Annotated in this window: 19 protein-coding genes and 1 tRNA gene; 12 read left to right on the top strand and 8 right to left on the bottom strand. The window is 72.7% G+C overall.

Annotated elements, in window-relative coordinates; translation table 11 throughout:
• Window positions 1-8: 8 nt before the first annotated feature.
• Window positions 9-554 carry a TetR/AcrR family transcriptional regulator gene (locus AMK25_RS13200; protein ID WP_073829320.1) on the bottom strand — a complete coding sequence of 182 codons (546 nt, stop codon included), beginning with the start codon at window positions 552-554 and terminating at the stop codon, window positions 9-11.
• Window positions 555-646: 92 nt separating this feature from the next.
• Window positions 647-1,048, bottom strand: a complete 402-nt coding sequence (locus AMK25_RS13195; protein ID WP_073828690.1) for a winged helix-turn-helix transcriptional regulator — start codon at window positions 1,046-1,048, stop codon at window positions 647-649.
• A gap of 89 nt (window positions 1,049-1,137) precedes the next feature.
• On the opposite strand from AMK25_RS13195, the gene ligD reads away from it, so the two are divergent.
• The gene (gene ligD / locus AMK25_RS13190) at window positions 1,138-2,097 is read left to right on the top strand and encodes a non-homologous end-joining DNA ligase (RefSeq protein ID WP_073828689.1); all 960 of its coding nucleotides are present in this window, start codon (window positions 1,138-1,140) and stop codon (window positions 2,095-2,097) included.
• 12 nt (window positions 2,098-2,109) lie between these two features.
• Here ligD and AMK25_RS13185 read toward each other — a convergent pair whose 3' ends face one another.
• Window positions 2,110-2,841 carry a DUF1275 family protein gene (locus AMK25_RS13185; protein ID WP_073828688.1) on the bottom strand — a complete coding sequence of 244 codons (732 nt, stop codon included), beginning with the start codon at window positions 2,839-2,841 and terminating at the stop codon, window positions 2,110-2,112.
• Between the two features lie 88 nt (window positions 2,842-2,929).
• On the opposite strand from AMK25_RS13185, the gene AMK25_RS13180 reads away from it, so the two are divergent.
• On the top strand, window positions 2,930-3,274 hold the full coding sequence (locus AMK25_RS13180) for a hypothetical protein (protein ID WP_241826355.1): 345 nt from the start codon (window positions 2,930-2,932) through the stop codon (window positions 3,272-3,274).
• Window positions 3,275-3,308: 34 nt separating this feature from the next.
• Complete coding sequence (locus tag AMK25_RS13175) at window positions 3,309-4,409, top strand: cupin domain-containing protein (protein WP_073829318.1); 1,101 nt, start codon at window positions 3,309-3,311, stop codon at window positions 4,407-4,409.
• A 44-nt stretch (window positions 4,410-4,453) separates the two neighbouring features.
• Here AMK25_RS13175 and AMK25_RS13170 read toward each other — a convergent pair whose 3' ends face one another.
• The 5 genes from AMK25_RS13170 to AMK25_RS13150 all read right to left on the bottom strand — a co-directional run bounded on the left by AMK25_RS13170 (window position 4,454) and on the right by AMK25_RS13150 (window position 9,824).
• Window positions 4,454-6,478, bottom strand: a complete 2,025-nt coding sequence (locus AMK25_RS13170) for a helix-turn-helix transcriptional regulator (protein ID WP_073828687.1) — start codon at window positions 6,476-6,478, stop codon at window positions 4,454-4,456.
• A 151-nt stretch (window positions 6,479-6,629) separates the two neighbouring features.
• Window positions 6,630-6,704: transfer RNA gene (locus AMK25_RS13165), tRNA-Arg, on the bottom strand.
• Between the two features lie 74 nt (window positions 6,705-6,778).
• The gene (locus tag AMK25_RS13160) at window positions 6,779-7,474 is read right to left on the bottom strand and encodes a winged helix-turn-helix domain-containing protein (RefSeq protein ID WP_073828686.1); all 696 of its coding nucleotides are present in this window, start codon (window positions 7,472-7,474) and stop codon (window positions 6,779-6,781) included.
• Window positions 7,475-8,299: 825 nt separating this feature from the next.
• Window positions 8,300-8,974 carry a DUF305 domain-containing protein gene (locus AMK25_RS13155; protein ID WP_073828685.1) on the bottom strand — a complete coding sequence of 225 codons (675 nt, stop codon included), beginning with the start codon at window positions 8,972-8,974 and terminating at the stop codon, window positions 8,300-8,302.
• A 13-nt stretch (window positions 8,975-8,987) separates the two neighbouring features.
• A complete protein-coding gene (locus tag AMK25_RS13150; protein WP_073828684.1) occupies window positions 8,988-9,824 on the bottom strand; it encodes a DUF3105 domain-containing protein in 837 nt (278 codons plus the stop codon).
• A gap of 99 nt (window positions 9,825-9,923) precedes the next feature.
• Here AMK25_RS13150 and argS point away from each other — a divergent pair, with 99 nt between their 5' ends.
• The 9 genes from argS to rho all read left to right on the top strand — a co-directional run bounded on the left by argS (window position 9,924) and on the right by rho (window position 25,522).
• Window positions 9,924-11,591: an arginine--tRNA ligase gene (gene argS / locus AMK25_RS13145; RefSeq protein WP_073828683.1), complete on the top strand. Its 1,668-nt coding sequence runs from the start codon at window positions 9,924-9,926 to the stop codon at window positions 11,589-11,591.
• 4 nt (window positions 11,592-11,595) lie between these two features.
• The gene (gene lysA / locus AMK25_RS13140; RefSeq protein ID WP_073828682.1) at window positions 11,596-12,981 is read left to right on the top strand and encodes a diaminopimelate decarboxylase; all 1,386 of its coding nucleotides are present in this window, start codon (window positions 11,596-11,598) and stop codon (window positions 12,979-12,981) included.
• Window positions 12,978-14,282, top strand: coding sequence for a homoserine dehydrogenase (locus AMK25_RS13135; RefSeq protein ID WP_073828681.1), 1,305 nt, complete (start codon window positions 12,978-12,980; stop codon window positions 14,280-14,282). The genes lysA and AMK25_RS13135 overlap by 4 nt, the downstream gene beginning before the upstream one ends.
• Before the next feature lie 112 nt (window positions 14,283-14,394).
• Window positions 14,395-15,444, top strand: a complete 1,050-nt coding sequence (gene thrC, locus AMK25_RS13130) for a threonine synthase (RefSeq protein WP_043328624.1) — start codon at window positions 14,395-14,397, stop codon at window positions 15,442-15,444.
• A 1,220-nt stretch (window positions 15,445-16,664) separates the two neighbouring features.
• Window positions 16,665-19,907: an efflux RND transporter permease subunit gene (locus AMK25_RS13125; protein WP_073828680.1), complete on the top strand. Its 3,243-nt coding sequence runs from the start codon at window positions 16,665-16,667 to the stop codon at window positions 19,905-19,907.
• A 116-nt stretch (window positions 19,908-20,023) separates the two neighbouring features.
• Window positions 20,024-20,842, top strand: coding sequence for a polysaccharide deacetylase family protein (locus tag AMK25_RS13120; protein ID WP_073828679.1), 819 nt, complete (start codon window positions 20,024-20,026; stop codon window positions 20,840-20,842).
• A gap of 9 nt (window positions 20,843-20,851) precedes the next feature.
• On the top strand, window positions 20,852-22,096 hold the full coding sequence (locus tag AMK25_RS13115) for an MFS transporter (RefSeq protein ID WP_073828678.1): 1,245 nt from the start codon (window positions 20,852-20,854) through the stop codon (window positions 22,094-22,096).
• 64 nt (window positions 22,097-22,160) lie between these two features.
• The gene (gene thrB / locus AMK25_RS13110; RefSeq protein ID WP_073828677.1) at window positions 22,161-23,063 is read left to right on the top strand and encodes a homoserine kinase; all 903 of its coding nucleotides are present in this window, start codon (window positions 22,161-22,163) and stop codon (window positions 23,061-23,063) included.
• A 338-nt stretch (window positions 23,064-23,401) separates the two neighbouring features.
• Entirely contained in the window at window positions 23,402-25,522 is a 2,121-nt protein-coding gene (rho, locus tag AMK25_RS13105; RefSeq protein WP_073828676.1) for a transcription termination factor Rho, read from the top strand.
• Window positions 25,523-25,553: the final 31 nt, after the last annotated feature.

Raw genomic sequence — 25,553 nt, 5'->3', positions numbered from 1 at the left:
GTTTCGGATCAGTTGGAGACTTCGAGCGCGCGGTACGCCACGGCGAGCAGCGCGGGACGGAGCTGTTCGTCCGGGATGTCCAGGAATTCGCCGCAGGTCTCGGCGATGCCGGCGAGCACGACGAGCGCGGCGACGCGGGCCTCGGGCCGGTCGGAGAAGCCGGCGAACGCCGCGACGAGCCGTTCGGAGATCTGCTGGATGTGCATGAACGTGGGCTGCTGGAGCAGGTCGGAGAACTCACCCCGCAGCAGCGCGATCTCGCGGCGGAAGCGGACCGCCAGGTCGACGAAGCCGTCCGCCGCGACGCGCTGGGCGTCCGCGCCGGTGTGCTCGGCGATCCGGGCGTCGAGTTCCTCCAGCACCGCGATGGCCGGGGCCATCAGCTCGCCGAGCAGCGCGTCCTTGCTGGCGAAGTGGTAGAGCACGGTGGCCTTGGAGCAGCCGACCTCGCGGGCGATGTCCTGGAGTGAGGTGCCCTTGTAGCCGGTGACGGCGAACCTGCGAGCCGCCGCGGTGAGCAGCTCGTCGTGGGTGGCCGGGGTCGGGCGCGCCATGTCCTCCAGCATGCCTGACCGATCGGTCAGGTGCTGACCGATCGGTCAGATCAGAGGCGTGGTGTTCGCCACATAAGGGCGATTTCAGTTGTTCAGGCCGGTGGGTGGCCGTGCCTGCGGTCGTACTCGGCCCGGGCCGCGCTGATCGCCTCCCGGTGCCGCTCGGCCCAACTGGTCAGCGCCACCAGAGAGTCGTGCAGCTCGCGGGCCATCGGGGTGGCCGTGTACTCGACCTTCGGCGGCACGCAGGGGTGGACGTGCCGGTGCAGCAGCCCGTCCCGCTCCAGATTGCGCAGCGTCAGCGTGAGCATCCGGCGGCTGATCCCCTCCACCCGGCGCTCCAGCTCGGTGAAGCGGACCGGGCCGGACGAGGCGGCGATCAGGATGCCGATGGCCCACTTCCCGCCCACCCGGTCCAGCGCCTCCCGCACCGTGCAGGCGCTCGCCTGCTCCGCCGGGCCGGACCCGCACCGGTTCGCCTCTTCCTCGCCCACGCCCTGATCGTCGCAGGTGCCGGCCGCCGAAGCGCGCCCGGCACCGTGTCGGGGTTGCCGAGCCGGGCCCGGCCCGGGAAGGTGGTCCGATGGGCGCAGCCGACGAGACCCGGGCCGGAGTGTCGCTGACCAACCTCGACCAGCCGCTGTTCGACGGCGCCGGCGCGACCAAACGCGACCTGGTCGACTACCTCGACGCGATGCGCGACCGGATCCTGCCGGAACTGCGGGACCGGCCGCTGTCGGTGCTGCGCGTGCGGCCCGGCCAGGAGCCGTTCATGCAGAAGAACCTGCCGAAGTACACGCCCGAGTGGGTCCGCCGCACCGAGGTGTGGGCCGAGGCGTCGCACCGGCGGATCTCGTACGCCCTCTGCGACGACCGGCGGACGCTGCTCTGGTTCGCCAACCAGCGGGCGGTCGAGTACCACCCGACGCTCGGCCGCGCCGGGCAGCCCGAGCACCCGACCCACCTGGTGCTCGACCTGGACCCGCCGGAGGGCGACTCGTTCCCGGCCGCCGTGCGGGTCGCGCTGCTGGTCCGGCAGGCGCTCGCCGACGCCGGGCTGGCCGGCGCGGTGAAGACGAGCGGGGCGAAAGGACTGCACGTGATCGTGCCGGTCGACCCGGCCACCACGGCGGAGGAGGCCGCCGCCGCGACGCGGGCGCTCGCCGTCCGTACCGAACTGCTCGACCCGGCGGCCGCGACCACCGCGTTCATCGTCGCCGACCGCGGCGGCCGCGTCTTCGTCGACTCCACCCGGGCGTACGGGGCGACAGTGGTGGCCGCCTACAGCCCTCGGATCCGGCCAGGCGCCCCGGTGTCGTACCCGGTGGGCTGGACCGACCTGGAGAGCGCGAGCCCGGCCGACTTCACCGTGCGGACCGCGCCCACGCTGCTGGGTGACCGGGATCCCTGGGCGGAGGCGCTGCCTGCGCCGCAGCGGCTGCCGGCGGAACTGGTCGAGCAGGGGCGGACCATCCCGGTGGCCCGGGTGCAGGCGATGCACGAGGGCAAGCGGCGCGCCAAGGCCCGGCGCGAGGCCGGGTGAGCCCGGTCCGCGTCAGCGCCGCCGGGTCACCGTCGCCGGCGGGTGCTTGCCCCAGGTGGACGCGATGAGCACGACGGCCAGGCCCCAGGTGACGATCATCGTCCAGATCGGGCGGGTCTCGGTCGCCGCGCCCACGAACCCGCCGATCGCGTAGCTGACCAGGCAGAGCAGCCCGGTCGCGGCGAGCCGCCCGGCCGCGGCCCGGCCCTCCGGCTCGAACACCCAGTCGGCGATGCCCTTCGTCGTGCGCAGCACGGTTCCGGTCTGGTACGACGTGGCGGTCTGCACGCCGAACGTGCGGACGATGAGCCCGCCGAGGATGCCGACCGGGAACGCCAGCAGCGCGGTCAGGACGGTGCGCTCGGTCAGCGAGTCGCGACCCGAGTCGAGGGACCGGTCCACCAGCCCCCAGAGCACCAGCAGCGCCAGCATGGCGAGCAGCTCCATGCCCGGCGGGGTGAGTGGGCCGGCCGGGCGCAGGCGGCGGATCCCGGCGCCGAGCAGGCCGCCGAGGCCGAACGCGACAAGTGACGCCACCGCGGCCGGCCAGGGCGGAAAGTGATCGGCGGCGCCCATTCCGACGAACGCCACGTTGCCGGTCTGAATACCCACGAACACCTTGTACCTGAGGAATGAGAATGCGTCGACCACACCGGCGAGGCCGGTGGCGAGCGCAAGCGCCAGAAACGGTACGTGGAAGTCGTATTCCCCCACCCGCCAGCGGTCCTCGGCGTTGTTGGACATCGCCCTCCCTACCCCCGGCTGCGCCCGTGAAACCGCTGCGGCGCGCGATGCGCAGAAGTGCCGGTAAAAGTGTTTCCTGTCGTTTCCGGTGAATAGCGCGATCGCGTTATTCACCATTCGTATCCGGTTCGGCAGCATCGCAATTGCGTCTCGACGGCAAGACTCGAAGCCGAAGGAGGCCGAGCGCATGTTCGTGCTGCCTGTCGCCAGACTCCGCGTCACGTTCTATTCGATCGCGGCGCTGGCCGTTGCCGGAGTCGCCACGGATGCTCCGGTCTGGAGCATTGCGGCGTCGCTGTTCCTCTGTGTCGCGATTCCGCTCGCGGTGGCCTTTCAGAGCCCGGAGCACCTGCGGGCGTTGTTCGTCCCGTCCCGGGCCGTCGACGAGGCGGCCCACACCCGGAAGGACATTCGTCATGCCCAGATCCACTGACGGCCGCGGAATGGGATCGCCCAAGGACCACCAGATGGTCGGAACGGTCCCGCGGAATCCGGCGATCGACAAGTCACATCCGGACCTGGTGAATCCGCCGTCGACCGACAACGGGCTCATGCCCAACCTGGTGTTTCCGTTCTCGCTGTCGCACACCCGCCAGGAGAGCGGCGGCTGGACCCGGGAGGTCACCAACCGCCTGCTGCCGATCGCCCACGACCTGGCGATCGTGAACATGAAGCTCAACCCCGGCGCGTACCGGGAACTGCACTGGCACATCCAGTCCGAGTGGGCCTTCGTCCTCACCGGCAGCTGCCGGATCGCCGCCGTGGACCAGGAGGGCCGCAACTTCCTGGAGGACGTCAAGGCGGGTGACCTCTGGTACTTCCCGGCCGGCATCCCGCACCACATCCAGGCGCACGACGAGGGCGTGGAGTTCCTGCTCGTCTTCGACGACGGCTGCTACTCCGAGGACGCGACGTTCCAGGTGACCGACTTCTTCTCGCACGTGCCGAGGGAGGTCATCGCCAAGAACTTCGGCTGGACGATGCAGCAGATGGCCAACTTCCCGGCCGAGTCCGAGCGGTACATCTTCCCGGGCCAGAGTCCGCCGCCGCTGGCCGAGGACCGGGTCTTCAGCCCCACCGGCGACGTACCCCGAACGTTCAAGCACAGCCTGCTCGCCCAGACGCCGGAGAAGTTCGAGGGCGGCAGCGTACGCATCGCCGACTCGAGCAACTTCGCCGCGGCGATCACCACCACCGCCGCGCTGGTGGAGATCGAGCCCGGCGCGATGCGGGAACTGCACTGGCACCCCAACGGCGCGGAGATGCAGTACGTGATCTCGGGCAAGGGGCGGATGGGCGTCTTCGCGAACCACGCCACGGCCCGCACCTTCAACATGGAGACCGGCGACGTCGGCTACGTGCCGATCTCGATGGGCCACTACATCGAGAACATCGGCGACAAGCCCTTCGTCTACCTCGAGCTGTTCCGGACCGCGAAGTTCGAGGACGTGTCGCTCGCGCAGTGGCTGGCGAACATCCCGCCGGAGGTGGTCGCCGACACGATCAACGTGCCGCGCGAGCTGGTCGAGGCGCTGCCGAAGACGAAGAGCCCGCTGCAGCGGCACTGAGAACGCGGCTGGGCGCGGACGCCACGACCCGGTGGCGTCCGCGCTCAGCCGTTGTCCCGGGACTCCCAGACCAGCGCCAGCTCCACCCGGTTGTGGACGCCGAGCTTCGCGTAGATCGAACGCAGGTGGGTGTCGACGGTGTGGAACGAGACGAACAGGTCCCGGGCCGCCTCCTGCTTCGTCATGCCGATCGCGAGCAGCTCGGCCACCCGTACCTCGGCGGGGGTCAGCGCGGCCGCTGCCGGGCGGCCGGCGTCGTCGCCCGCCGTGGTCGCGGCCGTGCCGTCGCGCTCCGGCGTCCCGTCCCCGCCGGCCGCGGCGCCCATCCGGGTGTACATCGCGGCGGCCTCGGCGAGCAGGTTGCCGGGCGCCTGCTCCGGCGGCAGGCCGGGCGACCGCGCCAGGTCGTGCAGCGCGTCGGCCAGGGCCGGCCGGGCCGAGGTGGTGCGGAGCAGCCGTACCGCCGCGCGCAGCGCCGCCGGGTCGCCGGTGAGCAGCCCGTCGACCTGGTGCGCCACGCCGCGCCAGAGCGCGTTGTTCGCCATGCCGGCGGCTCGCTTCAGGTGGTCGGCGAGGGTCTCGGCGCGGTGCCGCTCACCCAGCGCCAGTGCCGCGCGGACCAGTCGCGGACCGTGGTGCGGCACCAGCAGCAGCGGCGCCATCGAGCGGTCCGGCACGGCGAAGGCGGCGCCGAGGAGCGCGGCGTGCCGGGCCGGGTCCGGGTCGCCCGCGGCGGCGCAGCCCAGCCGGAACCACTGCATGTCGTCGGGCCACCCCACCGCAGGGCGTTCCCGGGCCAGCAGCTCCCGGGCCGCGGCCACCTCACCCCGGCGCAGCAGCACCTCCACGACAGTGGCGAGCAGGTCCACCCGGGCCTGCGCCGGCAGGGCGCCGCCGCGCTCGGTCAGGGCGAGGCGGGCCCGGGCCTCCGCCTCGGCCAGTTCGCCGACGGTCAGCCGCAGAACGCAGTCCAGCGCCGTCACCAGCGGCTGCGCCACCGCGCCGAGCATGTCGATCTCCGCGGCGACGCTGTCCAGCGCGGTCGCCGCGTCGACGTGCCGGCCGAGCGCGATCTGGTTCACCACCCGGTCGACGCGCAGGAAGATCGCCTGGGTACGGGCGGCCGGCTCGCCCGCGTCCACCTCCCGCAGGATCCGCGCGGCGCGGTGCAGGTCGCCGGTGGCGGTGGCCCGGGCCGCGTTCGCCAGGGCCAGCCGGATGGCGCCGCCGGGGGAGGGGCTGCGCTCGTGCGCCCGCTCCGCCGCCGCCACCAGCTCGGCGGCGTCGGGGTGCCCGAACCGGGCCGCCAGCGACGCCAGCATGGTGAGCGTCCAGCTCCGCCCCGCGACGTCCAGCTCCTGGTTCAGCGCCCGCCCGAGGTACGTCAGGGACAGCGAGGGGCGCTGGGTCGCGTAGTAGGCGCCGAGCCGCCCGAGCAGCATCGCCCGCTGACGTGGCCCGTACCGGTCGGCGGCGACCTCCCCGTGCAGCATGCGCAGCGTCTCGTCCACCCGGCCGGCCAGGTAGAGGTTGTCGGCGACGTCGACCAGCCAGGTCAGGCGCGCGTCGGCCGCTCCGGGCGCCGGGGTGGCCAGCAGCAGATCCGCGGCGAGGCTGGGACCGACCGCCGGGTCGACCGCCAGCCGCGCGGCCAGCGCCCGGGCGGACCGGCTCACCGCCGGCAGGACCCGCAGGAGCTGCCGGGCGGCCTGGGCCGGGCGCCCGGCGTCGGCGAGCACCTCGGCCGCGGCCTCGCGCAGCGCCTGACGTACCGAGGGCGGGGTGTCCCGCAGTACGTCGTCGCGCAGCGCGATCGAGGCCAGCCGCAGCCCGGCGGCGGTGTCGACGAGGAAGCCGCGCGAGATCAGCTCCTCCACCGTCGCATCGATCGGCTCGTCCGGCGTGGTGCCGGTACGGCCGGCCACCGCTTCGAGGAACCACAGCCCGCAGGGGGCGTCGGCGACGGCGGTGCCGCGCAGGACCCACCGTTGCGCGGTGGTCAGGGAGGAGGGAACGCCGGTGTGCATCTTGGGACGGTTGGTCAACGGAGTCTCGGGCAACTGGCTCACCTTCGCAGGTGCTGGGGTTCGACCCGTTCACCGCGAGGTTAGCCAGCTTGTGACCGGTACATTCCCGAATTCGGGGACAACTGCTCAACACGCCCCGGAGACGACGAAGGCCCTTGACCGGGCTGGTCAAGGGCCTTGCGGTGATCCGATCTGGTGCCCCCGGCAGGATTCGAACCTGCGCTCCCGCCTCCGGAGGGCGGTGCTCTATCCCCTGAGCTACGGGGGCTCAGCGACCCGAGAAGAGTAGCAAACCCCCTCCCGGATCACCGAATCGGTATCCCCGAGTCGATCTTCGTCGGATCAGGCGGCGGCGACGGCGCGACCGCAGCTCGGCAGCGGGTGCAGCACGACGCGCCGGGGCAGCCGGCGGGGCCACTCGTTGCGCGGCCACGAGCCGTCCACGATCAGGTGCACGGTGCGCTCCTCGGCGCCGCTGAGCCGCAGCACGAAGTCCCGGGGCAGCGGCGGGTCCACCGACGGCGTGGTGACCATGAACCGCACCCGTCCCCGTGAGGAGACCGCCGAGACCACGTCGGCGGCGGGCATGGTGCCGCGCAGGCGTACCCGGCCGATCCAGTAGACCTCGGCGGCGTGCTCCTGGGCCGCCCGCGTGATCGCCGGGTACTCGCTGCGTACCCAGCGCTCGACCGCGCTGACGCACAGGCCGCAGGCCCGCTCGCGCGGCTCGCGCGGCCCGAGGCCCCAGGCCCGCAGGTACGCCCCGACGGTGCCGGCGTCCATCGTCAGCCCGAACCGGCGCTCGATGAGGGCGGTCAGGCTCTGCCGTGTCCAGAGCTCCTCGTCGAGGCCGAACTCGTCGGGGTGGACGCCCCGGAGCACGTCGATGAGTTCGAGTTCCTGTTCGCGGCTGAGCGTTCCCGGCTCGCCCTGCCGCAGTCCGCGACGGACGGCTGCCACCGCTCCGTCACCGCCGATGGTGTGGCGTCGGCACCAGCTGGTCACCGACCGCCCTGCGTCTCTGAGTGCAACCCCCACGTCTTGGGCAACGAGCCCGAATCGCAACTGGTCACGATATGTGGGTAGAAAACTCTCCAACCCCCACAATGACCCGTTAACCCCAAACCGTTACAAACCCCCAAACCAGGACATCTCGCCCCCGTGCCCCAATCTTCGACGTGGCCTCCCCGTCCCACCTAGATCGCCCCGCCCACCCGAACACATCACCCCGGGCCACGAGCCGCCCTTGATCGACTCCACTTCGCCGAAGTGGCTGCATCCCACCCGCCCTGATCCCGCCGCCTCCCCGAGCTGGAGTGGATCAAGGACGGGGATGCCGCCACTTCCCCGAGCCGGTGTCGATCAAGCACCGAACCGGAGGCGCGGGTACGCGAGGCGGGCGGGGATGCCCTGTCGGGCCGGCCCTCGGCCATCACCCGACCCTCGACGCGGCCTCCCCGTCCTACCTCGATCGGCCCGCCTGTCCGAACGGTTCTTGATCGACTCCACTTCGCCGAAGTGGCTGCATCCCGCCCACCTCGACCTCGCCACCTCCCCGACCTGGTGTCGATCAAGGGCGGGGATGCCGCCGCCTCCCCGAGCTGGTGTCGATCAAGCGCCCAGCCGGAAGCGCGGACGCGCGAGGCGGCGAGGATTCCCTGTCGGGCCGACCTCGGTCCGTCTTCACCCATCTTCCCGCGATCTTGCACTTGCGGCCCTCTCAAAGCGGGGCGGATCCGGCATGGCCGGGGCAGCAAGTGCAAGATCGCCGGAGCGGGCAGGCGGGGGCGAGGGTGGGACGGGTGAGGCCCGGTGCCCCTGGGAAGGGGGACCGGGCCTCGGGGGCGGGCGGGGTGGCGGGTGTTACGGGGTGCCGCCCAGGCGCTTCAGCGCCGCGCTCAGGTTGGTCAGGTCGTTCTGCTGGGTGTTCTTCATGATCTGTGCGACCGCCAGCACGTCGTCGTCGCGCCCCTGGTCGAGGATGCCGTCGATCATGTGCACCCCGCCGATGTGGTGGCGGATCATCATCTGGAGGAAGAGCACGTCGAACTCGCGGCCGCTCGCGGACCGCAGCTTCGCCATCTCCTCCGGCGTCGCCATGCCCGGCATCAGGCCGTCCTTGATCAGTCCGCCGCCGTCCGACATCCACGCCATCGGCGCCTGCTCGCCGGTCGGGTCCAGCTTCCAGGACCGCAGCCAGGTCTGCATGGTGCCGATCTCGCCCTGCTGGCCGGTGGCGATGTCGACGCCGACCTGGCGTACCTCCGGGTCCTGGCCCTGGTTGAACGCCAGCAGGCCCATGGCCACGGCCTGGTTGTGGTGGGCGGTCATGTCCCGGGCGAACCCGGCCTCCGCCGAGTTCTCACCGGGCCGGGTCAGCGTCGGGGTGAGCAGACCGCCGGCGTACCCGAGGAGCAGCCCGACCACGAGGGCGGCGACCACCGCCGGCAGGCCGTAGCGGCGCATCGTGCCCCGGCCGCCCTGGTCGGCGGCCGGAGCCTCGTCCAGCTCGCTGTCGGTGGTCGCCGGAGCGGTCATCGCGGTGTCGTCCTTACTGGGTGGGCTGCTGGGGCATGGTGTTCTGCAGGTTGTCGCGCGGCGTGGTGCCGGTGGCCGTGATGCCCTGGTCGCAGAGCGCGTTCGGGCCCTCGATCGAGGCGTTCACCCGCAGCGTCTTGATGAAGTCGTCGATGCGGCCGTCGTCGGCGTTGTCGACCTTGAGCTGGTAGCCCCAGGCCTGCAGCGAGATCGGCTTGTCCAGCCCCTCGAACGGGCTGAGCATCAGCTTCTCCTTGCCCTGCACCTTGCTCTTGAGCTTCTCCACCTGGTCGGCGGGCAGGTCCGGGCGGTAGGTGATCCAGACCGTGCCGTGCTCCATGCTGTGCACCGCGTGCTCGTTGGCGATCGGGGCGTCGTAGACGTCACCCATGCAGTTCTGCCAGGCCTGGTTGTGCGGGCCGCCGACCGGCGGGAGGACGTCGTACTTGATCGCGCCGGGCTGGTGGTTGCCGCCCTTGACCAGGTCCTTGTCCTTCTCGCGGTAGTCCACGATGCCGTCGATCGCCTGGGCCCGCTTCTCCCACGGCTGGCCGCCCTGGTAGACCGCCCAGGCGCCGACGCCGACGATGCCCACGGCCAGCACGCCGACCGCGACGAAGAGGGCGATCGGGCCCCACGAGCGACCCTGGCTGACCTTCACCGGGGCGATCGGCTTGCGGCCCTTGCCGCCGGCACCGGGCCGTGGCGTGCCCTTGCCACCCCCGGCCTTGCCCGCGCCGGCCTTCGCGGCGGGCTTGTCGGCAGCCGCGGGCCGGCCGGCGGCCGGCTTCTTGCCGGTGCTGACCACGGTGGGACGGCGCTCCGGGCCGCCCGGGGTGCTGATGCTCATCGTGCCTCGTCAGGTCGGTCGGTCAGGGGGACCGCGGGGCCGGTTCACATGCTGGGTCGCTCCCGCGGTGCCCGAGTCTACCCCCGATAACATGGATCAGTGACTCCCGCAGAACTCGCCGAGGTCGTCCTCGCCGCAGCCCACGCCGTCTTCGACGAGCGCGGGCTGGACCGCGCCGCGCTGCCCGCGCAGACCACCGTCGAGCGACCCCGTAATCCGGATCACGGCGACTACGCCTCGACGCTGGCGCTGCAGCTCAGCAAGAAGGTCGGCGTACCGCCGCGGGAGCTGGCCACCGCGCTGGCCGACGAGCTGGCCAAGGCGCCGGGGATCAAATCGGTGGAGATCGCCGGGCCGGGCTTCCTGAACGTCCGCCTCGACGCGGCCGCCGCCGGCCAGCTCGCAAAGGTCATCGTCGAGGCCGGCCCGGCGTACGGGAGCAGCGACACCCTCGCCGGGCAGCGGATCAACCTGGAGTTCGTCTCGGCGAACCCGACCGGCCCGGTGCACATCGGCGGGGTCCGCTGGGCGGCGGTCGGCGACGCGCTCAGCCGTCTGCTGCGCGCCACCGGCGCCGACGTCGGCACGGAGTACTACTTCAACGACGCCGGCTCCCAGATCGACAGGTTCGCCCGCTCGCTGCTGGCCGCCGCGCAGGGCGAGCCCGCGCCGGAGGACGGCTACGGCGGCGCGTACATCGCGGAGATCGCCGCCGAGGTGGTCCGTCGCCGGCCGGACGTGCTCGACCTCACGCCGGAGGCCGCCGAGGAGGTGTTCCGGACCGAGGGCGTCCAGCTGATGTTCGCCGAGATAAGGTCGTCGCTGCGCGACTTCGGTGTGGAGTTCGACACCTACTTCAACGAGAAGGACCTGCACGACCAGGGCGCGCTGGACGCGGCGCTGGCCCGGCTGCGGGAGCAGGGTCACGTCTTCGAGTCCGAGGGCGCGACCTGGCTGCGCACCACCGAGTTCGGCGATGACAAGGACCGGGTGCTGCGCAAGTCCAACGGCGAGTGGACGTACTTCGCCGCCGACTGCGCCTACTACCTGAACAAGCGGGAGCGCGGCTTCGACCGGGTCGTGATCATGCTGGGCGCGGACCACCACGGCTACATCGGCCGGATGAAGGCGATGTCGGCCTGTTTCGGCGACGACCCGGCGCGCAACCTGGAGATCCTCATCGGCCAGCTGGTCAACCTGGTCCGCGACGGCGCCCCGGTGCGGATGAGCAAGCGGGCCGGCACCGTGGTCACGCTGGAGGACCTGGTCGACGCGATCGGCGTGGACGCGGCCCGGTACGCGCTGGCCCGCTACTCGGCCGACTCGCCCATCGACATCGACGTGGAGCTGTGGACGCGGGCCAAGAACGACAACCCGGTCTACTACGTCCAGTACGTCGCGGCCCGGACCGCCGGGGTGGCCCGCAACGCGACCGAGATCGGGCTGACCCGGGGTGACGCCGCCGCGTTCCAGCCCGAGCTGCTCGGCCACGACAAGGAGAACGAGCTGCTTAAGGCGCTCGCCGAGTTCCCCGCGGTGGTGGCCACCGCCGCCGAGCTGCGCGAGCCGCACCGGGTGGCGCGCTACCTGGAGGAAAGCGTCGCGCAGGCGTACCACCGGTTCTACGACAACTGCCGGATCGCCCCGCAGGGCGACGAGGAGATCACCGACACCCACCGGGCCCGGCTCTGGCTCAACGACGCCACCCGGGTGGTCATCGCCAACGGCCTGCGCCTGCTCGGGGTGTCCGCGCCGGAGCGGATGTAACGGCATGCGAGCACACGAGGCAGGAGCGCTGCACGGCGAGATCGGCAGCCGGGGGCCGGCGTGGCTGCGTCCCCCGGTCGACGTCAACGCCCTGGTGCCGCAACTGTGGCCGCGCAACGTCGCGCGCGGCCCGGCCGGCGCGCTCACCGTCGCGGGCCTGGACGTCCGCGACCTGGCCGCCGAGTACGGCACCCCGGCGTACGTGCTGGATGAGGACGACCTGCGCGAGCGCTGCCGCGAGTTCCGCGCGGCCTTCCCGGACGCGGACGTCTACTACGCCGGCAAGGCGTTCCTCTGCCGCGCGGTGGTCCGCATGATCGCCGAGGAGGGCCTGTTCCTCGACGTCTGCACCGGCGGCGAGCTGGCCACGGCGTTGTCGGCCGGGATGGAGCCTGCGCGGATCGGCTTCCACGGCAACAACAAGTCGGTGGCGGAGCTGACCCGGGCGGTCGACGCCGGGGTGGGCCGGATCATCGTCGACTCGTTCACCGAGATCGACCGGCTCTCCGAGCTGGCCCGCGAGCGCGGGGTACGCCCGAAGGTGCTGGTCCGGGTCACCGTCGGCGTGGAGGCGCACACCCACGAGTTCATCGCCACCGCGCACGAGGACCAGAAGTTCGGCTTCTCGCTCGCGGGCGGGGCCGCCGCCGCGGCCGCGTTCAAGATCCTCGACGAGGACGTGCTGGAGCTGCGCGGCCTGCACTCGCACATCGGCTCGCAGATCTTCGACGCCAGCGGCTTCGAGGTCTCCGCCCGCCGGGTGCTCGCCCTGCAGTCGCAGATCCGCGACGCCCGGGGCGTGGAGCTGCCCGAGCTGGACCTGGGTGGCGGCTTCGGCATCGCCTACACCACCCAGGACGACCCGGCGTCGCCGCACGACCTGGCGAAGCGGCTGCGCAAGATCGTCGACGGGGAGTGCGCGGCGGAGAACCTCGCCGTGCCGCACCTGTCGGTCGAGCCGGGCCGCGCGATCGTCGGCCCGGCCGTGTTCACGCTCTACGGGGTCGGGACCGTCAAGGACGTCGACGGCCTGCGCACGTACGTGAGCGTGGACGGCGGGATGAGCGACAACATCCGTACCGCGCTCTACGATGCCTCGTACTCGGCGACGATGGCGAATCGCACGTCGTCCGCGCAGCCGATGCTCGCCCGCGTGGTGGGAAAGCATTGTGAGTCCGGGGACATCGTGGTGAAGGATGAATTCCTGCCCGCCGACGTGCAGCCCGGAGATCTTGTTGCGGTGCCCGGCACCGGGGCGTACTGCCGGAGCATGGCCAGCAACTACAACCATGTCCCGCGGCCCCCGGTCGTCGCCGTCCGTGACGGTCGAGCGCGGCTGATCGTCCGCCGGGAGACCGAAGACGACCTGCTGGCATTGGATGTGGGATGACCTCACCGGTTCGCTTGGCGCTGCTCGGCTGTGGCACGGTCGGTAGCGACGTGGTCCGACTGCTGCACGAGCAGTCGGCCGACCTCGCCGCCCGGATCGGCGCCCCGCTGGAGATCGCCGGGATCGCCGTACGCCGGCTCGGCCGTGACCGCGGTGACCTGCCGGTCGACCCGGCCCTGTTCACCACCGACGCGCTCGGGCTGGTCAAACGCGACGACGTGGACGTGGTGGTCGAGGTGGTCGGCGGCATCGAGCCGGCCCGCGGCTGGCTGGTCGAGGCGCTGCGCGCCGGCAAGAGCGTGGTCACCGCCAACAAGGCGCTGCTCGCCGAGGACGGCGCGACGCTGCACGACGCCGCCGCCGAGGGCGGCGCCGACCTCTACTACGAGGCGAGCGTCGCCGGGGCGATCCCGCTGCTGCGCCCGCTGCGCGAGTCGCTGCACGGCGACCGGATCACCCGGGTCACCGGCATCGTGAACGGCACCACCAACTTCATCCTCTCCGCCATGGACGCCACCGGCGCCGGCTTCGCCGAGGCGCTGGAGGAGGCCACCGAGCTGGGGTACGCGGAGGCGGACCCGACGGCCGACGTGGAGGGCTTCGACGCCGCCGCCAAGGCCGCCATCCTCGCCTCGCTGGCGTTCCACACCCGGGTGACCGCCGCCGACGTGCACCGCGAGGGCATCACCGAGGTGACAGCCGCCGACGTGGCCAGCGCCAAGGCCATGGGCTGCACGATCAAGCTGCTCTGCATCGCCGCCCGGGGCGTCGACCCGGCCGGCCGGGAGACGGTGAACGTCCGGGTGCACCCGGCGATGATCCCGCTGACCCACCCGCTCGCCAGCGTGGGCGACGCGTTCAACGCGGTGTTCGTCGAGGCCGACGCGGCCGGGCAGCTCATGTTCTACGGCCGGGGCGCCGGTGGCGCGCCGACCGCCAGCGCGGTGCTCGGCGACGTGGTGGCGGTGGCCCGCAACCGCCTCGCGGGGGTGCGCGCGGCGAGCGAGTCGGCGTACGCCGACCTGCCGGTGCGGCCGATGGGGGAGGCGCTCACCCGCTACCACATCAGCCTCGACGTGACCGACCGCCCGGGTGTGCTGGCCGGGGTGGCGGGCGTCTTCGCCCGGCACGAGGTGTCCATCGCCACGGTCCGGCAGGGACCGGCCGGCGGCGACGCGGAACTGGTTATCGTCACCCACGTCGCGCCCGACGCCGCGCTCGCGGCCACCGTCCGTGAGCTGCGCGGACTGGACATCGTCCGCTCGGTGACGAGCGTGCTGCGGGTGGAGGGCGGCGCGTAACCAGCGCGTCCCGCCTGATGGTTAAGGCAGGGTGTGCCGGTGGCCGGCCGGGCAGGCTGGTCCACGCTGTTGGCAGGCCCCGGAGCGGGGCGACAGAGGCGAGGAGCGCGACATGTGGCGGGGACTGATCGAGGCGTACCGGGACCGGCTGCCGGTCACCGACGCGACTCCCGTCGTCACCCTGCACGAGGGCAACACGCCGCTGCTGCCGGCGCCGGTGCTCTCCGCCCGGGTCGGCGCGGACGTCTGGCTCAAGGTCGAGGGAGCCAACCCGACCGGCTCGTTCAAGGACCGGGGCATGACGGTCGCCGTCTCCAAGGCCGTCGAGGCCGGTGACAAGGCGATCATCTGCGCGTCCACCGGCAACACCAGCGCCTCCGCCGCCGCGTACGCGGCCCGCGCCGGGATCACCTGCGCGGTGCTGGTGCCGCAGGGCAAGATCGCGCTGGGCAAGCTGGCCCAGGCGCTCGTGCACGGCGCGAAGCTGCTCCAGGTGCAGGGCAACTTCGACGACTGCCTCGGGCTGGCCGGCAAGCTCGCCCAGGACTACCCGGTCGCGCTGGTCAACTCCGTCAACATCGACCGGCTGCACGGGCAGAAGACCGCCGCCTTCGAGATCGTCGAGGCGCTCGGCGACGCGCCCGACATCCACTGCCTGCCGGTCGGCAACGCCGGCAACATCACCGCGTACTGGATGGGCTACTCCGAGGACCTGCGCGACGGCAACGCCACGAAGGCCCCCCGGATGTACGGCTTCCAGGCCGCCGGCGCGGCCCCCATCGTCACCGGTCAGGTGGTGCCGGAGCCGTCGACGATCGCCACCGCCATCCGGATCGGCAACCCGGCGAGCTGGACCAAGGCCCTCGACGCGCGGGACGCCTCCGGCGGACTGATCTCGGCGGTCACCGACCGGGAGATCCTGTCGGCGTACCGTCTGCTGGCCCGCGAGGTGGGCGTCTTCGTGGAACTGGGCAGCGCGGCGAGCGTCGCCGGCCTGCTCCAGCAGGCCGCCGCCGGCAAGGTACCGGCCGGTTCGCGGGTGGTGTGCACGGTCACCGGGCACGGTCTGAAGGACCCGGAGTGGGCCATCTCGACCGCGCCGGCGCCGGTGACCATCGCCAACGACGCGCTGGCCGCCGCGCGTTCCCTCGACCTGGTCTGATCTCTCCGTCTCCTTGGGCGTTCCCCGGCCCGGCTCACACCTTCCGGGGCCCTTTGGTGACGCACTCGCTGGACCTCACGGGGGGTCCGCGCTTCCCTCCCGGACCTCACTTCGAGGGCCTTCTCCGCCCTGATCGCCGCCACTTCGGGGAGGTGGCGGCAGTCCTCTCCTTGATCCACGCCTCTTCGGGGCACGTGGCGACAGCCCTCTCCCTGACCCACGCCTCTTCGGGGCACGTGGCGACAGCCCTCTCCCTGACCCACGCCACTTCGGGGCGCGTGGCGCAACCTCCTCCCTGACCCACGCCTCTTCGGGGTACGTGGCGGCATGCTCCGCGCTTGATCGACTCCAGTTCGGGGAGGTGGTGGAGTCCCCTTCCTTGATCCACTCCAGTTCGGGGTGGTGGCGGGGTCGGGGTGGGTGGGAAGTAGCCACTTCGGCGAAGTGGAGTCGATCAAGGGTGGGCTCGTGGCCGGAAGTGATGTGCGCGGGCGGGCAGGCCGAGCGAGGTGGGTGGGGTGGCCGTGCCGCCGCATCGGGTGCCGAGTGGTGGCGGGCTGACCCGACTGTGGCATCCCACCCGCCCCCGCCCCCGCCCCCGCCCCCGCCCCCGCCCCCGCCCCCGCCCCCGCGACCGCACTTCGCCTCGCTTCCGTGCTTCCGCAAAACCGGCACGCAACAGCGCATGGCGCCCCTCGCCCTGGCAGGCGTGCTCTTCCGACACCAGCTCGGGGAGGTGGTGGCATCCCCGAGCTTGATCCACTTCACTTCGGGGAGGTGGAGGGATCCGAGCGGGTGGGATGCAGCCACTTCGGCGAGGTGGAGTGGATCAACGGTGGGGGCGGGGGCCGAGTGCCCGGGCGGGCCGGTTGAGGTGGGGCGGGGTGGCCACACCCGAGGGTCGGGTGGTGGCGGGTCGGACCGACAAGGGCATCCCGCCCGCCTCGCGCATCCGCGCTTCCGGGTCGGACCGACAAGGGCATCCCCGCCCGCCTCGGGTGTCCGCGCTTCCGGATCGAACCTTGATCTACTCCAGCTCGGGGAGGTGGCGGGATCGGGGCGCGTGGGACGCAGCCACCCCGGCGAAGTGGAGTCGATCAAGGCGGGCACGGGCGACCCCGAGGGCGGCAATGTCATCGGCTGGGGCGGATGCCGGGAGTGTCGGGGCGTGCGGCAGACTCAGGGCCCCGCAAACCCCTCTTCAGGAGTGAATAACGCCGATGTCGCTGCTCGCCAGATTCAGTCTCGCCAACCGGGGCCTGATCGCCCTCGTCGCGTTGGTGACGACGGCGTTCGGCCTGTTCGCCGTGCCGTCGCTGAAGCAGCAGCTCCTGCCGTCGCTGGAGTTTCCCGCCGCGTTCATCGTGGCGACGTACCCGGGCGCCGCGCCGGAGATCGTCGAATCCCAGGTCGCCGAGCCGATCGAGAACAGCCTCAAGGGCATTCCGGGCCTGGACAAGGTCACCTCGACCTCGCGCGAGGGCTCGGCCACGGTCCAGGTGCAGTACGAGTTCGGCACCGACCTGGACGACGTCGTCAACAAGATGGAGACGGCGCTCAACCGGATCGACGCCCAGCTCCCCGAGGGCGTCGATCCGCAGGTGATCGCCGGCAGCACCGACGATCTGCCCGCCGTGGTGGTCGCCGCGACCGGTGACGGTGACGAGCGGGCGCTGGCGGAGAAGCTGCGCACCGCCGTCGTGCCGGAGCTGGAGGCGGTGGACGGCGTTCGCTCGGTGGACGTCACCGGCGCCCGGAACCAGGTCGTGACGATCACCCCCGACGCGGCGAAGCTGGCCGCCGCCAGGGTGGCGCCGACAGCCATCGCGTCGGCGCTCAAGAGCAACGGCGTTGCGGTGCCGGCGGGCGCGCTCGCCGACGGTGACCGGTCGCTGCCGGTGCAGGTGGGCACGCCGATCCGTACGCTCGACGACCTGCGCGGCATCGTGCTCACCACGGCGCCCGCCGCCCCGGTACGCCTCGGCGACGTCGCGGCGGTGGAGCAGCAGCTCGCGCCGGCGACCTCGTTGACCCGTACCAACGGCAAGCCCAGCCTCGGCATCGCGGTGACGGCCGCTCCGGACGGCAACGCGGTGGAGATCTCGCACGAGATCCGGGACCGGCTGGACGAGTTGGGCGCCGCCGCGGGCGCCGAGCTGACAGTGGTCTTCGACCAGGCTCCGTTCGTCGAGAAGTCCATCGAGAGCCTGACCACCGAGGGCCTGCTGGGCCTGGTCATGGCGGTGGTGGTGATCCTGGTCTTCCTGCTGTCGGTGCGTTCCACGGTGGTCACCGCGGTCTCCATCCCGCTGTCCGTGCTGGTCGCGCTGATCGTGCTCTGGTCCGGCGACTACTCGCTGAACCTGCTCACCCTGGGCGCGCTGACCATCGCGGTCGGGCGGGTGGTGGACGACTCCATCGTGGTGCTGGAGAACATCAAACGGCACCTGGAGTACGGCGAGCCGAAGCGGGACGCCATCCTCACCGCGGTACGCGAGGTGGCCGGCGCGGTGACCGCCTCCACGCTCACCACGGTGGCCGTGTTCGCGCCGATCGCCCTGGTGGGCGGCTTCGTCGGGCAGCTCTTCGCCCCGTTCGCGATCACCGTGACGGTGGCGCTGCTCGCCTCGCTGCTGGTGTCGCTCACAGTCATCCCGGTGCTGGCGTACTGGTTCCTGCGGCCGCGCGGCGGCGCTGACGACGCCGCCCGGCGGGCCGCCGAGGAGAAGGAGCTGCGCAACCCGTTGCAGCGGGCGTACCTGCCGGTGATCGACTTCGCCACCCGCTCCCGGAAGACCCGGTGGGCGACCGTCGGCCTGGGCCTGCTGGTGCTGCTGGGCACGTTCGGGCTGGCGCAGAAGCTGGAGACGAACTTCCTGGACGACTCGGGCCAGGACACGCTCGCCATCCGGCAGGACATGCCGGCCGGCACCTCGCTCGCCGGCACCGACCGGGCCGCCGCGCGGATCGAGGAGGTGCTGCGGCGTACCCGCGGGGTGGAGACCTACCAGGTCAGCGCCGGTGGTGGCGACAATCCGTTCGCCGGCGGCGGCAGCGACCGGGCCACCTGGTCGCTGTCGCTCTCCGACGACACGGACGCCGCGACGGTACGCCAGGGCCTGCGCAAGGAGTTCGACGCGCTCGGCCCGGAGGTCGGCGAGTTGACGTTCGGCGGCGGGCAGAACGCCTCCGCCAACCAGGTCGAGGTGGTGGTGCAGGCCGCCGACCAGGAGACGCTGGCCCGGGCCGCCGAGGCGGTACGGGCCGCGATGGCCGACACGCCGGGCGTGGAGGACGTGACCACCAGCCTGACCACCCAGGTGCCGCGCGTCGAAGTGACTGTGGATCGGCTGGCCGCGGCCCGCGCCGGGCTCACCGAGGCGGCCGTCGGGCAGCTCGTCGCGCAGACGTACCGGGGTGCGCCGCTCGGTCAGGTCACGCTCGACGGCACGGCCCAGACCGTGGTCCTGAGCAGCGGCGCCCGGCCGCCGTTGACGGTTGAGGAGCTGCGGGCGCTGCCGGTCGGCGCGGTGCCGCTGGACGCGATCGCGGACGTCAACCAGGTCGAGGGCCCGCAGCAGGTGACCCGGATCGACGGTGAGCGCAGCGTCTCGGTCACCGGCACGGCAACCGGCTCGAACCTCGGCGCCACCACGCAGGAGCTGCAGAAGCGGCTGGACGCGCTGGACGTGCCGGGCGCCACGTACGAGATCGGCGGCGTCAGCGCCGACCAGGCGGACGCGTTCGCGGACCTCGGTCTTGCGGTGCTGGCCGCCATCGCGATCGTCTTCCTGATCATGGTGGCCACGTTCCGCAGCCTGACCCAGGCGCTGATCCTGCTGATCTCGGTGCCGTTCGCGGCGACCGGGGCGATCGGGCTGCTGCTGGTCACCGGTACGCCGCTGGGCGTGCCGGCGCTGATCGGCGTGCTCATGCTCGTCGGCATCGTGGTGACGAACGCGATCGTGCTGCTGGACCTGATCAACCAGTACCGGGCCCAGGGCATGGACGTGACCGAGGCCGTGGTCGAGGGTGGTCGCCGCCGGCTCCGGCCGATCCTGATGACAGCCGTCGCCACCATCTTCGCGTTGCTGCCGATGGCGCTGGGGCTGACCGGCGAGGGCGGCTTCATCTCCAAGCCGCTGGCGATCGTGGTGATCGGCGGCCTGCTCAGCTCGACGTTGCTGACGCTGGTGCTGGTGCCGACTCTCTACACGATGGTGGAGCACACCAAGGGCTCGTTCCGGGCCCGGCGCCGGGGCACCCCGGAGCCGGTTGAGCCGGAGCCGGCGGCCGCTCCGGTGCCGGTGCCGGTCGGCGGCGGCGAGGAGCGGGCCGAGGAGCGGGCCGGGGCCGCGCCGCCGCCGGCCCGCACGTCGGGCGCGCTGATCGACGGTACGGACCAGTTCGAGGTGCTCCGCCTGCCCAAGACGCGTCGTTCCCCGCTTCCCCCCACCGAGTGACGGGGTCGGGAGGGGCCCGCGCGGCCCCTCCCGACACCTCGGCGCACGGGACACACCGGGCCCCCGTCCGGCGGTACGCTCGGTGAGCTGATGCCTACGTGGGGTGCGGGGGCGCGATGGGGGTCGCGGGCCGGTGGAATCGGCGCACCGTGCTGCGCCGGTCCGCGCTGCTGTTCGGTGGCGCCGCGCTCGGCTCGGCCGCCACTGTCGAGAGCACCTGGGTGGCCGACCGCCGGCTCCCGCTGGCGGGCGGACCGGCCAGCGCCACCCTCGGCAGCGGCCACCAGGACGTCGGCCGCGGCGGGGTCCAGGTCCTCTGGGGCGTACGCACCGATGAACCCCTGGTGGCGCTCACCTTCGACGACGGCCCCCGCCCACAGTGGACGCCGATGGTGCTGGACACGCTGGCCGAGCACCGGGTGCCGGCCACCTTCTTCCTGGTCGGTGAGCGGGCGCGCCGGCACGCCCCGCTGGTCCGGGGCCGGATGGACGGCCACGAGGTCGGCAACCACAGCTGGGCGCACCGCGACCTGGCCCGGATGGACGCCGCGACGGTCTACGACGACCTGCGCCGCAGCCACGACGCGATCGCGGCGGCCACCGGATCGCCCCCGCGCCTGCTCCGCCCGCCCTGGGGGCACCTGGGCGGGGCGGTGCTGTACGCGTCGGCCCGCCTGGACTACCGGCTGGTGCTCTGGACGCTGCAGATGGTCGAGAGCGAGTTCCCGCACGACCCGGCCGGGCACGCCCGGCGGATCGTGGCCGACGTGCGCCCCGGCACGATCGTGCTCGGGCACGACGTGGGCGACGACCGGCGGCTTGTCGCGCTCCGCGGCCTACCCGACATGATCGACGGGTTGCGGGCCCGGGGATACACCTTCGTCACGGTCTCCGACCTGCTGCGCCGAGCTGCCGGCGGGGGAGCGGCCCGATAGGGTGCCCGCGTGTCGCCCACCCTCTCCGTCCTCGTCCGCAACCGCGACTTCCGCCATCTGTTCATCGCCGAGCTGGTCGTGTTCGGCGCGGACTGGTTCGTCATGGTGCCGCTGCTGGTGCTGCTGCCGGAGCTGACCGGCAGCGGGGTGTGGGGCGCGCTGGTGCTGGCCGTGGACACCGGCACCACCGCGTTGCTGCTGCCGTACGCCGGGACCGTGGCCGACCGGTTCGACCGCCGCAAGGTGATGATGGGGGCGAACGTCGCCGCCCTGGCCGGTGTCCTGCTGCTGCTCGGTGTGCGCAGCTCCGCGACGGCCTGGCTGGCGCTGGCGGCGATCGCGCTGGTGGCGGTGGCGAAGGCGTTCTACTCGCCGGCCGCCCAGGCCGCGCTGCCGAACGTGGTCGACCCGGCGGACCTGGCGGCGGCGAACGCGGTCGCCGGCTCGGCCTGGGGCACGATGACAGTGGTCGGCGCCTCGCTCGGCGGCATCCTGAGCGCCGCGTCCGGCCCGTACGTCAGCTTCTGGGTGGCCGCCGCGGGCCTGCTCGCCGCCTTCTTCCTGGCCGCGTCGATCCGCCGGCCGTTGCAGGCGCCGCGCGACCCGGCGGCGGCAGTGCCGCGCACCTGGGCGGCGATCCGGGAGGCGCTGCGCTACATCGCCCAGCGCCCGCGCGTGCTCGCGCTGGTCACCGTGAAGTCGGCGGTCGGCCTGGGCAACGGGGTGCTGACCGTCTTCCCGCTGCTCGCCGGCGTGTACGGCGTCGGCGCGGTCGGCGCGGGCCTGCTCTTCGCCGCCCGGGGCGCCGGGGCCCTGGTCGGCCCGATCCTGATGCGCCGGGTGCTCAGCAACCGGGCCTGGCTGCTCACCGGCCTGGCGCTGTCCATGTCGCTGTACGGCCTGGCCTACCTGGGCGCCTCGGCGGTGTCCTGGTTCCCGCTGGTGCTGGTCCTGGTCTTCCTGGCCCACCTGGGCGGCGGCAGCAACTGGGTCCTGTCCAACTACGCGCTGCAGGGCGAGGTGCCGGACCGGCTGCGCGGCCGGGTCTTCGCCACCGACATGATGCTGGCCACGCTCGCCATCGCGGTGAGCCAGCTGGTCGTGGCGCTCGTGGTGGACCGGGTGGACGAGCGGACCGTGCTGGCCGGTTGCGGCCTGGTCACCGTCGTCTACGCGCTCGGCTGGCGGTTCGCGACCCGACGGCTCTCGCTCACCGACCCGGTGGACGCGCCGGTGCCGGACCGGGCGGGATGACACGGCGGTCTCACGCTCCGGGCGGTACGGCTGGCTTGTCGGTCGTACGCCCTAGCATGAGCCGGTGCCGACGACCTTCATCCCCGGCCCGGTCCGGGTCCGGGTGCCCGCGACCAGCGCCAACCTGGGCCCCGGCTTCGACGCGCTCGGCCTGGCGCTCGGCCGCCACGACGACGTCACGGCCGAGGTGACCGGCGGCGGCGTGCAGGTGTCGGTGACCGGCGAGGGCGCCGGTGAGCTGCCGGCGGACGAGCGGCACCTGATCGTGACCGCCATGCGGGCCACCTTCGACGCGCTCGGCGCGCAGCCGGCCGGCCTGGAGCTGAAGTGCGAGAACCGCATCCCCCAGGCCCGCGGGCTCGGCTCGTCCTCGGCCGCGATCGTGGCCGGGGTGCTGGCGGCCCGCGCGCTGGTTGCAGGCGGCGAGCAGCGGATGGACGACGACGCCGCGCTGCGGCTGGCCGCCGAGCTGGAGGGGCACCCGGACAATGTCGCGCCCTGCCTGCTCGGGGGCTTCACGATCGCCTGGACGGAGCCGGGCGGCGCTCGGGCGGTCTCGCTGCCGGTGGCGCCGGCCGTGCGCCCGACCGTCTTCGTGCCCGCCGAGCGGGGCCTGACCTCGGTGGCCCGGGCCGCGCTGCCGGCCACCGTGCCGCACGCGGACGCGGCGCTCAACGCGGGCCGGGCGGCCCTGCTGGTGCACGCGCTGACGGCCGATCCGGCGCTGCTGCTGCCGGCCACCGTCGACCGGCTGCACCAGGAGCAGCGAGCGCCGGGGATGCCCGCCACCGCGGCGCTCGTCGGCGCGCTGCGTGCGTCGGGTGTGGCGGCTGTGGTCAGTGGGGCGGGGCCGACAGTGCTGGCGCTTTCCCAGGTCCCGGTGGGATTCGAGGCGGGAACAGATTGGCGCCGGTGGGAGTTGCCGATAGATGTCAGCGGTGCCCGGGTCATCCGGGGTAGACTTTGACACGCCGAGCGGGGCCCTGTTGCCGCAGGTCGGAAGAGTTGATTACGCTCTAGACCTAGCACAGCCGCGAAGCATGCGATCTTCCTGCGGTTCGGCGCACCCCCGAAGCTCTCGGCGGTCAGCCCGTCACCCCTGCCCAAGGCCCACGCCGCACCGCAGTTTCCACAGGTCGCCGCAGGCGGCGAGACCTGCTCACCGATGGTGGTGAGTCGGGAAACCACCGGCTGCTGTGTCACAGACTCCCGCGACGCGTCCATGCGAGGCGGGTGCACCGAGGCCGCCCGGCCACCTGGTTCCACGACTCCGGGCAGCTCCGGCCTATCGAGGGAAGGAATCCATTGAGCGACACCACCGACGTGACGTCGGATGTTTCCAACGTCGCTGGCGATGCCACCACCGCCGCCCCCACGCGCCGCCGCCGGAGCGGCACCGGCCTGTCGGCGATGCTGCTGCCGGAGCTGCAGAGCCTGGCCGCGTCGCTCGGCATCTCTGGTACGGCCCGCATGCGCAAGGGCGAGCTGATCAGTGCCATCACCGAGCGGCAGCAGGGCGGCGCCGCCGCCGGGACCCCTCGACCGCGCGCCGAGGTAGCGGCCGCGGCTGCTGCTCCCGCCCGTGAGGAGGTGCACGCGGAGGTCCGTGAGGAGCGGGCCGAGGCGCGCCCCGCCGAGCAGGCGCCCGCCGAGGCGACCGAGGGTCGTACCCGTGGCCGCCGCAGCCGGGCCGCCGCCGCGACCACCGAGGCCCGGCCGGCCGAGACGCCGGCGGCTGAGGCGCGGCCGGCCGAGACCCGTGCCGAGGAGGCTCCCGCCGAGACCGGCGAGCGTGCCGAGGGCCGGGGCCGTGAGCGTGCCGAGCGCGGCGGCGAGCGTGCCGACCGGGCTGAGCGTGGCGGTGAGCGTGCCGAGCGCGGCGGCGAGCGTGCCGAGCGTGGTGGCGATCGGGCCGAGCGTGGCGGCGAGCGCGGCGAGCGGGCCGAGCGCGGCGACCGGGCCGAGCGTGGCGGTGAGCGTGCCGAGCGCAACGACCGTGGTGACCGGGCTGAGCGCGGCGACCGTGGTGACCGGGCCGAGCGCGGTGGCGACCGCAACGAGCGTGCCGACCGGGGCGAGCGTGCGGAGCGCAACGACCGCAACGATCGGGGCGACCGCAACGATCGCAACGACCGGGGTCAGCGCGCCGAGCGGGACAACGACGGCGACGACGACGAGGGCGGCGGCCGGCGGGGCCGGCGCAGCCGGTTCCGGGACCGCCGTCGCGGCCGTGGCGAGCGGGGCGAGGGCGACAGCGGTGGCGGTGGCGGCCGCGAGCCGCAGGTCGGCGAGGACGACGTGCTCGTCCCGGTCGCCGGCATCATCGACGTGCTCGACAACTACGCCTTCGTCCGGACCACCGGCTACCTGGCCGGCCCGAACGACGTGTACGTCTCGATGTCCCAGATCAAGAAGTACGGCCTGCGCCGCGGTGACGCGATCACCGGCGCCGTGCGGGCCGCGCGGGACGGCGAGCAGCGGCGCGACAAGTACAACCCGCTGGTCCGGCTGGACACCATCAACGGGATGGAGCCGGACGAGGCGAAGCGCCGGCCGGAGTTCTACAAGCTCACCCCGCTCTACCCGCAGGAGCGCCTGCGGCTGGAGACCGAGCCGCACATCCTCACCACCCGGGTGATCGACCTGGTCATGCCGATCGGCAAGGGCCAGCGGGCGCTCATCGTGTCGCCGCCGAAGGCCGGTAAGACGATGGTGCTGCAGGCGATCGCGAACGCGATCACCCGCAACAACCCGGAGTGCCACCTGATGGTGGTGCTGGTCGACGAGCGGCCCGAAGAGGTCACCGACATGCAGCGCTCGGTGAAGGGCGAGGTCATCGCGGCCACGTTCGACCGTCCGCCGCAGGACCACACCACGGTGGCGGAGCTGGCGATCGAGCGGGCGAAGCGCCTGGTCGAGCTGGGGCACGACGTGGTCGTGCTGCTCGACTCGGTGACCCGGCTCGGCCGGTCGTACAACCTGGCGGCGCCGGCCAGCGGCCGGATCATGTCGGGTGGTATCGACTCCACCGCGCTCTACCCGCCCAAGCGCTTCCTCGGCGCGGCGCGCAACATCGAGAACGGCGGCTCGCTGACCATTCTCGCCACCGCGCTGGTGGAGACCGGGTCCATGGCGGACACGGTCATCTTCGAGGAGTTCAAGGGCACCGGTAACGCCGAGCTGAAGCTGGACCGGAAGATCGCCGACAAGCGGGTCTTCCCGGCGATCGACATCAACCCCTCCGGCACCCGCAAGGAGGAGGTCCTGCTCGCGCCGGAGGAGCTGGCGATCATCCACAAGCTCCGCAAGGTGCTGCACTCGCTGGACTCGCAGGCGGCGCTCGACCTCCTGCTGGACCGGCTCAAGCAGTCCCGCACCAACATCGAGTTCCTGATGCAGATCGCGAAGTCCACTCCGGGCGAGTGATCTGACGGACGACGAACGAGGGGCACGGCCG

The sequence above is a fragment of the Micromonospora sp. TSRI0369 genome (assembly GCF_001905625.1).
Lineage (GTDB): Bacteria > Actinomycetota > Actinomycetes > Mycobacteriales > Micromonosporaceae > Micromonospora > Micromonospora echinospora_A.
Note: the sequence above shows the minus strand (reverse complement) of the source record. Positions and strands in the feature narration are given on the sequence as shown.

Coding starts and splice junctions, on each gene's coding strand:
- AMK25_RS13200 (WP_073829320.1), bottom strand. CDS start 554: ATGGCGCGCCCGACCCCGGCCACCCACGACGAGCTGCTCACCGCGGCG.
- ligD (WP_073828689.1), top strand. CDS start 1,138: ATGGGCGCAGCCGACGAGACCCGGGCCGGAGTGTCGCTGACCAACCTC.
- AMK25_RS13185 (WP_073828688.1), bottom strand. CDS start 2,841: ATGTCCAACAACGCCGAGGACCGCTGGCGGGTGGGGGAATACGACTTC.
- AMK25_RS13175 (WP_073829318.1), top strand. CDS start 3,309: ATGGTCGGAACGGTCCCGCGGAATCCGGCGATCGACAAGTCACATCCG.
- AMK25_RS13155 (WP_073828685.1), bottom strand. CDS start 8,974: ATGACCGCTCCGGCGACCACCGACAGCGAGCTGGACGAGGCTCCGGCC.
- AMK25_RS13150 (WP_073828684.1), bottom strand. CDS start 9,824: ATGAGCATCAGCACCCCGGGCGGCCCGGAGCGCCGTCCCACCGTGGTC.
- lysA (WP_073828682.1), top strand. CDS start 11,596: ATGCGAGCACACGAGGCAGGAGCGCTGCACGGCGAGATCGGCAGCCGG.
- AMK25_RS13135 (WP_073828681.1), top strand. CDS start 12,978: ATGACCTCACCGGTTCGCTTGGCGCTGCTCGGCTGTGGCACGGTCGGT.
- thrC (WP_043328624.1), top strand. CDS start 14,395: ATGTGGCGGGGACTGATCGAGGCGTACCGGGACCGGCTGCCGGTCACC.
- AMK25_RS13125 (WP_073828680.1), top strand. CDS start 16,665: ATGTCGCTGCTCGCCAGATTCAGTCTCGCCAACCGGGGCCTGATCGCC.
- AMK25_RS13120 (WP_073828679.1), top strand. CDS start 20,024: ATGGGGGTCGCGGGCCGGTGGAATCGGCGCACCGTGCTGCGCCGGTCC.